12 protein-coding genes are annotated in these 11,638 nt (G+C 65.2%); 4 read left to right on the top strand and 8 right to left on the bottom strand.

What is annotated here, in order from left to right:
* From VM054_00835 to VM054_00825, 3 genes are all read right to left on the bottom strand, one after another.
* Positions 1-1,253: bifunctional 3,4-dihydroxy-2-butanone-4-phosphate synthase/GTP cyclohydrolase II (locus VM054_00835; GenBank protein HUT97602.1), on the bottom strand; the 1,253-nt coding region annotated here is incomplete at its 3' end.
* Positions 1,254-1,325: 72 nt separating this feature from the next.
* A complete protein-coding gene (locus VM054_00830; GenBank protein ID HUT97601.1) occupies positions 1,326-1,598 on the bottom strand; it encodes an acylphosphatase in 273 nt (90 codons plus the stop codon).
* Entirely contained in the window at positions 1,595-2,098 is a 504-nt protein-coding gene (locus tag VM054_00825; protein ID HUT97600.1) for a TIGR00725 family protein, read from the bottom strand. The genes VM054_00830 and VM054_00825 overlap by 4 nt, the downstream gene beginning before the upstream one ends.
* 127 nt (positions 2,099-2,225) lie before the next feature.
* Between VM054_00825 and VM054_00820 the strand changes: the two genes are divergently transcribed.
* Positions 2,226-2,981 (top strand): hypothetical protein, encoded by a 756-nt coding sequence (locus VM054_00820; GenBank protein HUT97599.1) that lies wholly within the window; start codon positions 2,226-2,228, stop codon positions 2,979-2,981.
* Positions 2,982-3,229: 248 nt separating this feature from the next.
* Positions 3,230-3,796 (top strand): hypothetical protein, encoded by a 567-nt coding sequence (locus VM054_00815; GenBank protein ID HUT97598.1) that lies wholly within the window; start codon positions 3,230-3,232, stop codon positions 3,794-3,796.
* Between the two features lie 539 nt (positions 3,797-4,335).
* On the opposite strand, the gene VM054_00810 is transcribed toward VM054_00815, so the two are convergent.
* From VM054_00810 to yidC, 5 genes are all read right to left on the bottom strand, one after another.
* Complete coding sequence (locus VM054_00810) at positions 4,336-5,247, bottom strand: 3-methyl-2-oxobutanoate dehydrogenase subunit beta (GenBank protein HUT97597.1); 912 nt, start codon at positions 5,245-5,247, stop codon at positions 4,336-4,338.
* Positions 5,248-5,299: 52 nt separating this feature from the next.
* Complete coding sequence (porA, locus tag VM054_00805; protein ID HUT97596.1) at positions 5,300-6,457, bottom strand: pyruvate ferredoxin oxidoreductase; 1,158 nt, start codon at positions 6,455-6,457, stop codon at positions 5,300-5,302.
* 131 nt (positions 6,458-6,588) lie between these two features.
* Positions 6,589-6,882 carry a 4Fe-4S binding protein gene (locus tag VM054_00800; GenBank protein HUT97595.1) on the bottom strand — a complete coding sequence of 98 codons (294 nt, stop codon included), beginning with the start codon at positions 6,880-6,882 and terminating at the stop codon, positions 6,589-6,591.
* A gap of 100 nt (positions 6,883-6,982) precedes the next feature.
* Positions 6,983-7,531 (bottom strand): 2-oxoacid:acceptor oxidoreductase family protein, encoded by a 549-nt coding sequence (locus tag VM054_00795; GenBank protein HUT97594.1) that lies wholly within the window; start codon positions 7,529-7,531, stop codon positions 6,983-6,985.
* A gap of 329 nt (positions 7,532-7,860) precedes the next feature.
* Positions 7,861-9,948 (bottom strand): membrane protein insertase YidC, encoded by a 2,088-nt coding sequence (gene yidC / locus VM054_00790; GenBank protein ID HUT97593.1) that lies wholly within the window; start codon positions 9,946-9,948, stop codon positions 7,861-7,863.
* Positions 9,949-10,081: 133 nt separating this feature from the next.
* Between yidC and VM054_00785 the strand changes: the two genes are divergently transcribed.
* Both VM054_00785 and VM054_00780 read left to right on the top strand, forming a co-directional pair.
* Positions 10,082-10,702, top strand: coding sequence for an MBL fold metallo-hydrolase (locus tag VM054_00785; protein ID HUT97592.1), 621 nt, complete (start codon positions 10,082-10,084; stop codon positions 10,700-10,702).
* Complete coding sequence (locus tag VM054_00780) at positions 10,699-11,517, top strand: hypothetical protein (GenBank protein ID HUT97591.1); 819 nt, start codon at positions 10,699-10,701, stop codon at positions 11,515-11,517. Before VM054_00785 ends, VM054_00780 begins: the two co-directional genes overlap by 4 nt.
* The last annotated feature ends 121 nt before the right edge of the window (positions 11,518-11,638 follow it).

Below are 11,638 nucleotides of genomic sequence, written 5' to 3'. Positions count from 1 at the left end.
TCCGACTCCACCTCGTGCTGGTGGTGGTGCGACTTCTCCCCCTCCGGCAGGTTGCTGAAGAGGTGCCCCATCTTCTCCTGCTTGGTCAAGAGGTAGTGCAGGTTCTCGTCGGTGGGGTCCACCTCCACGGGCACGCGCTCGACCACCTCGAGGCCGTACCCCTCCAGGGCGACTATCTTCCGCGGGTTGTTGGTCATGAGCCGGAGCTTGCGGACGCCGAGGTCGTAGAGAATCTGGGCCCCGATTCCGTAGTCGCGCAGGTCGGCGGGGAACCCGAGCTCGAGGTTGGCCTCCACGGTGTCGCGCCCCTGGTCCTGGAGGGCGTATGCCCGGATTTTGTTCACCAGGCCGATGCCGCGCCCCTCCTGCCGCAGGTACAGAAGGACCCCCCGCCCCTCGAGGGCGATGGCCCGGAGCGCCACGTCGAGCTGCGGGCCGCAGTCGCAGCGCAGGCTGTGGAAGGTGTCGCCGGTGAGGCACTCGGAGTGCACCCGCACCAGGATCGGGTCCTCCCCGCTGAATTCGCCCATCACCAGGGCCACGTGGTACTCGTCGGAGATGGTGGAGGTGTAGGTGTGGATGGTGAACTCGCCGAAGACGGTGGGTAGCCGGGCCGAGGCGACATTTTTCACCAAAACCTCGGTGCGGCGGCGGTACTCGATGAGGTCGGCGATGGAGATGAGCCGGACCCCCCACTCTCGGCTCGACTCGCGCAGTTGGGGGAGGCGGGCCATGGTCCCGTCGGCGTTGAGAATCTCGATGAGGACGCCGACCGGCTCGATGCCGACCAGGCGGCAGAGGTCAACGACGGCCTCGGTGTGTCCGGCGCGGACCAGCACCCCGCCCTCCCGGGCGCGCAGGGGGTTGACGTGGCCCGGTCGGGCGAAATCCCCGGGCGTCGAGGACGGGTCCGCCAGGGCCCGGATGGTCTTGGAGCGCTCCTCGGCGGAGATGCCCGTGGTCACCCCGTGGCGGTAGTCCACGGTGACGGTGAAGGGTGTGCCCAAGAGGGCGGTGCTGTGGGCGTCGGGCACCATCATGTCCAGTTCGAGGCGCCGGGTGAACTCGGGCGCCATGGGGGTGCAGAGCATGCCGCGCCCGTGGACGATCATGAAGTTCACGTCCTGGGGGCGGCAGAACCGGGCCCCCATGATCAGGTCGCCCTCGTTCTCCCGGTCCTCGTCGTCCACGACGATGACCATCTCGCCTTTTTTTAGCGCCTCCAGGGCCGACTCGATGTCGTCGAAAGGCACATTACCTCCGTCGGTCGGGCACGCGAACTTTTCTAAAAAAACCCCGCGCCGCTCGGGGCGGGGACTTCAGGTTCAGAAAACGCTGAAATCGCGGTAGGTGTCCGTGGCCGGGGCCCATTGGAGTTTAACGCCGGAGACGCTGGATGCCGTCGGACCCTCGCGCAGGAGGGCGGCGAGCGATTCCAGGTCGGCACGTTCGCCCACCGCGACCACCCGGACCGTCCCGTCGGGCAGGTTGGCCACCGTGCCGACCAGGTCCAGCGCCCGGGCGTGGCGCATCACGAACCAGCGGAAGCCCACGCCCTGGACCATCCCCTCCACGACCGCCTGCAGCGTCTCTCTCACGTCACCCCCGGGGATTGCCGCGCCAGTCTGAGCGCCATCTCCACCGCCTCCTGGGGCGAGTGGGCGTGGTGGAGCGGGTCCCCGGCCTTCCGCCCGGCGGGGGGCGGCGGCAGCAGCCAGCTTCCCAGGGTGACTACGGGGCGGCCGATCTTCAGCGCCAGGGCGATTTCCGAAAGGGTGCCGTAGAAGCCGTCTATGGCGATGACCGCCCGGCCCGAGGCGACGACGATGGCGTTCCGGGCCACGCCCAGACCGGTGGGTATCCGGATGTCCACGTAGGGGTTGGCCTCGTCGTCATCGTACCCCAAGAGGATGCCGACGGAGGTTCCCCCGGCCCTGGCTGCGCCGCGGCAGGCCGCCTCCATCACGCCGGTCCGGCCGCCGCACACCAGCACCGCCCCCGCTTCGGCCAGCAAGAAACCGACCTCCTCCGCCTTGGCCGCCGTGGATTCGCTGCAGCTTGCGCCGCCGATGATGCTGATCTGGAGCCTTCTTTCCACATCGTTCCTTTTCGTTGGGTCGGTCGGGACACGGTCGAGCCCGCCCGGGACCGGTCTGGATTTTACGACCATCCAAATCACGGGTCAAGGCGACCGGCGGGCTGGACTCGACTCGAACGGCCGTTGTATGATAAAGGCGTACTTCGGCTGGGTGAGCTTCATGGGCGATGCGGCCTGCTACAACTGCAAGGGGACGCTCACCGAATCCGGCCTGGGGGTCAAGTGCCCCTTCTGCGGTTCGGTGAATTTCGTGTCCCCGGACGGTCGCACCATCGCTCACCTGGTCCACCCGCTGGCACCCCTGGATCCGGCTGAGCTCCTGGCGGAAAAGCTCGCCCGAATGGGCATCCCCTGCACCATCGAGAAGAACGAGCCGCTATGGGCGCCCTGCTATCTCTTCACCCCCGCGGAGGACAACCCGCTCTGGCGGGTCGCGTACGCCGACGTGGCGGGTCGTTTTTACGCGAACCTCCCCCCGCCTCAGCGCAGGCTCGTCCCCTACTACGCGCCCCCCGAGCCCTACCGGTTGGTCGAACCCTCCATCACTCCGGCTCAGGCCGAGGCGCATCTGCCGCGACGGGGGCTGGAGAGCGCGAGGGGGTACGATACTGCGCTGGTCCACATGCCGATTCACCGATTGCGCTACGCGGCCGGCGGACGACGGGGCGTGGCCCTGGCGGTCGCCGAGCGGGTTTACATGGAAACGCCGCCCAAGCCGACGGGAACCGGCCTCGGGCGATTGCGCCTCTACTTCGGGGTGGGGACGGCGGCCCTGGTACTTTTATCCACCGTGGCCATCGGCGGGGTTCCGGGGGCCGCCATCGCTTTCGCCCTGGGGATTGCCGGAACCGTTCTCCTCGCACGGGCGACCCGCTCCGGCTAGTGCTGTGGGCGGAGCCCGATCCGCGGCGGATTTACGGCTGCGCCGTCGCAGATGCGTATCGTTTTACAGAGGTTAAGATTAACCCCCACAACAGATTGCAGAAAAAAGTTACAGAAAAATTTGACTTTTTTTTCCGGTGAGGCTATACTCTACCAATAATCTTGTAAGAACCCATGCGGGTTCTGTCTAAGCCTATCAAAGGCTTGCTTGTAACCTACGTCCTAACCCTAAACCCTAAGGAGCTCCACATGAAGAAATTCCTCATTCTGGCCGTTGTGTTGCTCATGATGGCTCCGGCCGCATTCGGCAAGAACATGGTCGAGGGCAAGTTCGGAGCCGGTCTTTCTCTCGGAACTGGCACTTCGATGCTGTATCCCGGAAACGCCCTGGGCCTGGGTATCAACCTCCAGTACGGCATCACCGGCCTGACCTTCCAGGGTGTCTTCAACTATGCCCTGGGCATTTCACCGGCAACCGGCGACCTGGGTGATGCAAGCGAGTCCTTCATGGACTTCGGCGTCAACTTCCTGGGCACCGTGGGCGACGGCCCCTTCGTGGGCTATGCCGGCCTCGGATTCTTCTACCTCATGAGGAGCGTTGATTGGGGCATTGGTGATCCCGTTGACACCAGTACCTACGGGCTGAACCTGACCTCCGCCGTTGATTACTTCCTCAGCGACATGATCGCCCTGGGCTTCCAGATCGGCTACCCGATCTCCCTGGGCAGCGACGACGGCAACGATGCCACCGATGACGATGGCGCAGCCAACATCACCGGGTCGAGCTACAAGGTCACTCTCAAGTTCTTCTTCTAGAGCTCTGCACCTTCGCGAAGGGGGCCGGTTAAGGCCCCCTTTTATTAGTGGAAAATGATCAAGATGGGGGCCGGTCTTGGCCCCCTTTATTATTGAGAAATAGTCGAGCGTCGGGTTGGGTGTCGCCGTCGGCGGGAACCGCAGCTGGATGGGGGCCGGTCTTGGCCCCCGTTTTATTGTCGGGCACGGTAGAGATGGGGGCCGGTCTTGGCCCCCGTTTTATGTGCTGTCCCCTCTCGTTTTGGGGAGAGGCCCACCTGCTGGCCGGGGTGGGGCCAGAACTATATTCAATCGAATGGCGGTGGATAACCGAACGGGCGGGTGTGGACACCCGCTCCTACGTTTATCCAATGCAAATCCGACCCGTAGGGGCGACCGTCCACGGTCGCCCGTGCGTCCCCTCCACCCCGCGGGAACGGCGCGCCGACGGGGTTAGGGGTGAGGGCAACCATAGAAACGGGCGGACCTGAAGGTCCGCCCCTACGAGCACCCATCAACGCCGCTTAAAAGGTAGGCAACGGGGGATGTGCGCCGCGTGTCTACTTCCCGGCCGCGTCCGCCCCGTAGAGCTCCCGGGTCATGGCCACCTTGGCCTCCAGAACCTTCCAATGGTGGTCGCGCCATTGCCTGATGTGTTCCACATCCTCCGGCGTCAGATGACGGAAGCGCCCCTGGAGCTTCAGATACTCCTCCACCGGCTTGAACTCCTTGGGCCTGTGGTTGATCTTGTACACGCCGTTCTCCACCTCGTAGAGGGGCACGATGCCGGTCTGCACACCCAGGCGCATCGCCTTGATCGAGTCCTCGGACTTCATCTTCCAGCCCGGCGGGCAACTGGCGAAGACCTGGAGGTACTTCGTCCCCCGTATTTCCTTGGCCTTCTTCATCTTCTTGACGAAGTCCTCGGCGTGGCTCACACAGGCGGTGGCGGTGTAGCGGATGCCGTGGGCCACCATGATTTCCACCATGTCCTTCTTCTCTTCTTTCTTGAAATGTCGGACGGGGGTGGTGGTGGTCCAGGCGCCCCAGGGGGTGGAGCCGGAGCGCTGGATGCCGGTGTTCATGTAGGCCTCGTTGTCGTAGCAGACGTAGATGATGTCCTCGTCGCGCTCGACGGCGCCGGAGAGGGCCTGGATGCCGATGTCCACGGTACCGCCGTCGCCGGCCCAGGCCATCACGGTGGTGTGGTCGTTGCCCCGGATGGCGAAGCCGTTGCGGATGCCCGAGGCGGCCGCCGCCGCGGTCTCGAAGGCCGTGTGGAAGAGCGGCACCAGCGTGGACGAGTATGGGAAGGGTCCGTCAATCACGCTCCAGCAGCAGGCCGGGACGGAGAGGACCGTGTCCGGGCCCAGGGCCTTGAGCGCGTAGCGCATCGCCAGCACCGCCCCGCAACCCTGGCACGCCACGGTTCCGCTGGTAACGTACTCCTCGGTGGGAATCGAGTATTTCATCACAAATCCTTTCGCCCCGGGCTCCGACCCGCCGGTCCGGGGCCGGTGACGGTTACGCCAGCTTGGCCCCCTGCCAGTTGATGTCGGTCTTGGGGCTCTGGTTCGCCGTTATCTTGATCATCTCGTACACGGCGTCCACGGTGACGTCACGGCCGCCGAGGCCCGCGATGAAACCGTGGATTTCCGGCCGCTCCGGCTCGTGGTACAGGCAGCTTTTGATCTCGGTGTAGAAGGCGCCCTCGGAGCCGTAGCTCAGGTTGCGGTCTATGACGCCCAGGCGCTTCTTGCCTTTGGCGATACTTTTTATCTGAGGCCTGGGGAAGGGCCGCAGGAGGCGCACCTTGGCCGAGCCGGCCTTGATGCCCTCGGCCCGGGCCCGGTCCACCGCGTCCTTGGCCGTGGAGGCGATGGTCGAGGAGACGAAGACGAGGTACTCGGCGTCGTCGGCGCGGTAACCCTCGACGACGGGGTAGTTGCGGCCGAACATCTCGCCGAAGAGCTCATCTTCCTTGATTATCACGTCCAGCGCCTTCTCCATCGCCCACTGCATCTTGATCTGCAGCTCGTAGTACCACTCGTCGTTACAGAGCGCCCCGTAGGCCGGGTGGCCGTTGGCCGGGTCGAGGTCTTGTTTGGCCTGATACTTCGGCAGATACTTGTCCACCAGCGCGATGTCCGGCAGGTCCACCGGTTCCGAGGTGTGGGAAAGGTAGAAGCTGTCCAGGACCAGCATCGCCGGCATCTCCACCTGCTCGGCCACCTTGAAGGCCTGGATGACCGAGTCGGTGACCTCCTGGTTGGACTCGCAGTAGAACTGAATCCAGCCGGTGTCGCGGCGGGAGATGGTGTCGTTCTGGTCGGTCCAGATGGACCAGGGGGGGCCCATGGAGCGGTTGATGTTGGCCAGGACGACGGGCAGTCGGGCGTGGGACGCCCAGTGGAGCATCTCGTCCATGAGGGCCAGGCCCTGGGCGCTGGTGGCGGTGAAGGCGCGCGCCCCCGCCGCCGACGCCCCGATGCACGCCGCCATCGCCGAATGCTCGCTCTCCACCTTGATGAACTTGGCGTCCATCACCCCGTCGGCGCACAGCTCGGAGATTTTCTCCACTATCTGGGTCTGGGGGGTGATGGGGTAGGCGGCGACCACCTCCGCCCGGGCCAGCATGGAGCCGTAGGACACCGCGTGGTTGCCGGTGATGACCTTCTTCATCGAACCTCCTCGAACCGGGTGCCGGTCCGCGGGAAAAGGAGTAATGCGAAGTAAAAAAGATACGTCGAAGGCGAGGGGAGGAACAAGGGGTTTAAACCACCTGTCTTGCCCCTCGTCTGATCACACGGCGGCTAGCGGACCTCCTCCACCATCTCGATGCAGTCCTTGGGGCACTCCATGGCGCACACCCCGCAGCCCTTGCAGTAGACGAGGTTCACCACGGGGAAGCCCTCGGCGTCCTCGGAGATACTCATGTCGGGGCAGTACTTCCAGCAGATGCCGCACTGGGTGCACTCATCGTTGTGGATGATCGGTCGGACGTTGCGCCAGGAGCCGGTCTCGTTGACCAGCATGGTGGAGAGCGTCTTGGCCATGGTGGGGATGTCGTCTATGTTCTTCAGGTGGACGTAATGCTTGTTGGGCATCTGGCCCCCGTTTGTGGAGGTTTCCAGACAAGGGGTTTAAACCCCTTGTCTCCAATAGGGCGGCGAAAAAAAGGGAACGCGCGCGTTCCTCAGAGAGATGCTACGGGGTAATCGCGTCGTAGGTGTCCCTGGCGGCGGCGGCGTTCTCCTCGGGTTTCGAGGGGACGGCCTCCCGGATGCACTGCATGAGGAGCTCGATGTCGGCCAGGCCGGTGACCTTGGCGGCGGCGCCCAGCATGGCCGTGTTCACGATGGGGGAGGTGATCGAGCCCAGGCCGTGCTCGATGGATATCCGGGTGGCGTCCACGGTGTAAAGCTTGAAGTCGCCCTTGAGACCGAGCTCCTCCGGGCTCTTGGCGGTGTTCACGGTGATGGTCCCGCCGGGTTTGAGGCCGTCGGTGCAGTCTATGGTGTCCATGAGCGTCTCGGAGAGGACGATGACGTGGTCTGGGGTGTAGATGTTGTGGCGGGCGCGGATTTCGGTGTCCGAGATGCGGACGAAGCTGGCCACCGGCGCACCCCGGCGCTCGACACCGAACATGGGGAAGGCCTGGATCCTCTTCCCCCCGCGGAAGGCCGCGTCGGCGAAGACGGTGCAACCGCTGGCCGCACCTTGACCACCGCGGCCGTGGAAGCGGATTTCGATCATCGCTGGGTACTCCCCTGGAGGTTGGATTTATGAGCAGTCGGAGCCGTTCGAGGTTTTGTCACGTCCCGTCAATCCACAGCGCCCCGGTGCCCCACTTGACGTTATGAGCGGTCTGGGTCGTTCGTGGTTTTACCGCGGACCGGGTGAAAAATCCCCACTTACACCCATCCGGCCCACAACTATAACACTACCCTTCGGTGCTCTCAACCCCCGAAACGGATTGAGTATCAGTTGAGATGAAAGCTCAAAAAATTTTTCCCGGCCCGTGCATCCGCCGGTGGAGACGAACCGTAGCCGACGGGTGGAGAAAGGCACCGGCCGCCGGGACGCTACTTGGTCTTGACCTTGTTGTAACCCTCCTCGCCCGGTTTCGGCTTGGGCAGGAACTTCCCCCAGTCCCGGTCCTCCTTCGGTGGGATCGGCCTCTCCGGGTCGGCGGCCACCAGGGAGTAGTCGGGGTCGTCGTCCACGGCCAGGGCGAGGGCCGCCCCGCAGCGGGGACAGTAAACCCCGTCCACGTCGCCCTTCCCCCCGGAGCGGAGGTTGACTTTTTTGTACTCGCGGCGCAGGGTTTTTTTCCAGTCCGTCTTGTGCCCGCACTTTTCGCACTGCACCTCGTAGGCGGCCTCCGTCTTTTTCGGCTTCGGCTTCGGCTTGGCCTTGGGCTCCGAGGCGGGGACGGTCTTGACCACCTTCCCCCTGGGCTCCGGCTCGCTCACGCCCTTGGCCTCGTCCACCTTGCGCAGCCAGTACTGTTGCGCCATGGTCAGCACCGTGTTCGTTATCCAGTACACGACCAGGCCCGAGGGCATGTTGTAGAAAAGAACGCCGAAGATGAGGGGGAGGTACTTGGTGAAACCTTTCTGCTTGACGCCCGAGCTGGTGGTCATCTTGCCCTGGTACCACATGGCGGCGGTCATCAGGATGGGCAGGAGGTTGAAGGTTGACCAGCCCAGGAGGGGTATGGTGAAGCCTAAGTTGAACAGGGAGTCGGGCAGGGTGAGGTCGGCTATCCAGAGGAAGCCGGCGCCGCGGAGCTCCACGGCGCTTCGGAGCGCCCCGAAGAGCGCGATGAATATCGGCATCTGCAGAAGAAGCGGAAGGCAGCCGCCCAGGGGCGACACCTTGTGCTTCTTGTAGAGCTCCATTATCTCCTGGTTCGCCCGCTGCTGATCGTTGGCGTACTTCTCCTTGATGGCCTCGATTTTCGGCTGGAGCCGCTGCATGGCTATGGTGGAGCGGAAGCTCTTGTTCGTCAGCGGCACCATCACCAGTTTGAGGGCGATGGACAGGAGAAGAATCGCCAGGCCGTAGTTGCCCAGAAATCCCTCGAAGAAATTGAGGAGCTTGAGGGCGCCGATGGCGATTGGGGCGAGGAAGTCCCAGCCGAAGTCGGCCACGTCCCCCATCCCGAGGGCCTGGAGTGTGTCGTACTGCTTCGGCCCGATGTAGAGCTGGAAGCGGTCCTTGAAGCGGCCGCTCGCGTCGGTACGCACCTCGATGACGGTGTTGGCTATCTTCGGGGGGTCGAGCAGCGGCTCGAGGGCCACCCGGCCGCCGGTGAGCGCCTCGGTGGGCTTGAGCGCCAGGGCGAAGTACTGGTCGGCGATGGCCATGTAGGCGATGGGGCCCGAGGCCTCCTCGAGGTCGTTGTCCCCGGGGCTCTCCTCGAACTCCTCGCCCCCGACCTCACCGGTGGTTACCAGCAGGCTGCGGACCAGCTCCCGCATGTCCCCCTGCCGGTCCAGGCCGGTGCCCAGGTTGAGATTGAAGGAGCGGTGGTCCTGGGTGGGGTAGTCCACGGTGAGGTCGAAGTGGCCGAGGTAGGAGTCTCCGCGGAAGGTGTAGTTCTTCACGACCCGGATGCCCGCCACCGTGGCCGAGTAGGTGACGGTGAACTGCTCCTCGCCCTCGATTTTATATTCGCCCGCGGCGTGGTTGGCCGTGTGGACGGTGAGGGCGTCGAACTCCGAGGTGGAGACCATGCCCGGGTAGTACTCGCCCAGGGCCTTGTTGAAAAGGACGAGCTGCGAGCCGTCGTAGTCCTTGTGCTCCTTGAGGGTGACGGATTTCAGGGCGCCGCCGATGTTGGAGAAGCGCAGAATGATGAGGTCCGTCTCCAGGGTGATCAGCCGCTCCTGGTCGGGGGTCAGGCGCGGCTCGGCCGTTGCGGGGGCCGGGGTTTCGACGCTCTCCGCGGGCGCGGTCTCCACGGCGACCGTCTCCTCCTCTGCGGCGGGTTGCAGCGTCTCCACGGGTTTTTCCGTCTCACCGGGTTTTTCCGTGGTGTTCTCGGTCTTCCCCTCCTCGTCCGAGCCCAGTCCGATGATGAAGTTGATGCCGACCATCGCCACGATGGATATCACCACGGCCAGGACCAGCCGGATGGTCATTCCACGGTCCTTCTCTTCGGGCACGGCGCTCCTTGGAAAGCGGGTATGAGCCAAGGCATTGTACCGGCGGCCGGCGGGGGGTGTCAAGCGGGGCGGTTTCCGGTGGCGTGTTGTACCCGGCGGCCGACTCTGCTACCATCGCCGGAAAGGAGCAGCGATGTGCGAGCCGCTGGTCGTGGTGGTCGGTGTGCTGGAGATGAACTGCTACGTGTGGCCCGTGGGCGATGGTGGTGCCCTGGTGGTGGACCCCGGGGCCGAGGTGCCCAAAATCGCCCGGGTGCTGGAGGAGAACGGCCTGGAGCCCCGGGCCATCGCCCTGACCCACGGCCACCCCGACCACCTGGGCGGCGCCGGGGAAATGGCCAGGCGCCACGACATCCCCTGCTACCTCCACCCAGACGACCTGATCTGGGTGGCGGCGCTGAAGGAGGAGTGGCTCGAAGTCTACGGGCCCCGGCCCACCGAGTGGCCCCACTTCACAGCGTATCCGGCCCTTTTGACGTTTCCCGCCGTCCAGCTCGAGGTGCTTCCCCTCCCGGGTCACTCGCCTGGCGGGGTGGTGCTCTACGACGCCAAGTACGGCATCGCCGCGGTGGGCGACTCCATCTTCGCCGGCAGCGTGGGGCGCAGCGACCTCCCCGGCGGCGACCCCGACAAGCTCTTCCACAACCTCGAGCGGGTCGTCATGTCCCTGCCCGACTCGACGCGCCTCCTGCCGGGCCACGGCCCCGCGACCACCGTGGGCGAGGAGAAGCGGTCCAACCCCTATCTGGTTTGAAAAAACTCCTCCCCCTCGCGGGGATTCTAATCCTGCTCGGCTGCGCCGTCGAGCCGGGACCTCCGCCGGGTTGCGCCTTCATAAAGGCGCTGCCCTCGGAGGATTTTTACGCCCTGGCGTTTCGGACGCTGGGCGACCCGGAGCGAGGCCCGGAGCTGGCCGCGCTCAACCGGGCGGAGGAGGGGGCGAGGCCAGCCGAAATTGACGGGCTGGTCGTTCCCGCCGGCGCGAACACCGACCAGCCGCCGTTCTACGACGCGCTGGAGGAGGGGGGCGGAGAAGGGGCGTGGCTCGCGGCGTCCCGGTTCGGAGTCCGCGGGGATATCGAGGGGGCGACGGCGTTTTTGGAGTCGGCCCTCGGGGAAGACCCTTACCAGGCGCGGCTGCGCTTTCTTTTAGGGCTGCTGCGCTTCCGTCAGGGGGAGGCCTGGCGCGCCGAGGTCCAGCTCCGGGCGGCCGCGTATCTGGCCCCCGCCGACGGGCGCCCGCACCTGGCGCTGGCGCTCCTTCTATGCGCCCTGGACCGGGGGGACGAAGCCCGGCGGGAGCTGTCGGTGGCGCTGGCCCTGGGCCCGACGGATGACCGCGCCTGGGCGGCGGCAGCGCTCCTGGCCGAGGCGCAGGGCGATTTAAAGGAAGCGGCGTTCTTGCTGGGCGAATTTCTCCGCCGCGGTCCCGGCTTCGGGCCCGAGCGGGAGCTTTTTGGGGACATGCTGGGGCTCATCGAGGGCGGGCTGGACCCGCTGGACCCCGCCTGGCGGTCGGGGCGCCTCCCCGTTCCCGACCCCCGCGACCCGGTCTTGGATCCGCCATAGAAGGGTGAACAAGGGGTTGAAGCCCCTTGTCTAAGTTTAAGAGCGGGCGACCGTGGACGGTTGCCCCTATGCTGAAAAGTCAATATCCGTAAATGTAGGGTGGCCCCTCTGCGGGCCGCCG

The organism is bacterium (assembly GCA_035528375.1).
Classification (GTDB): Bacteria; RBG-13-66-14; RBG-13-66-14; order RBG-13-66-14; family RBG-13-66-14; genus RBG-13-66-14.
The sequence above is the reverse complement of the archived record's forward strand: the minus strand, read 5'-3'. Positions and strand labels throughout refer to the sequence as shown.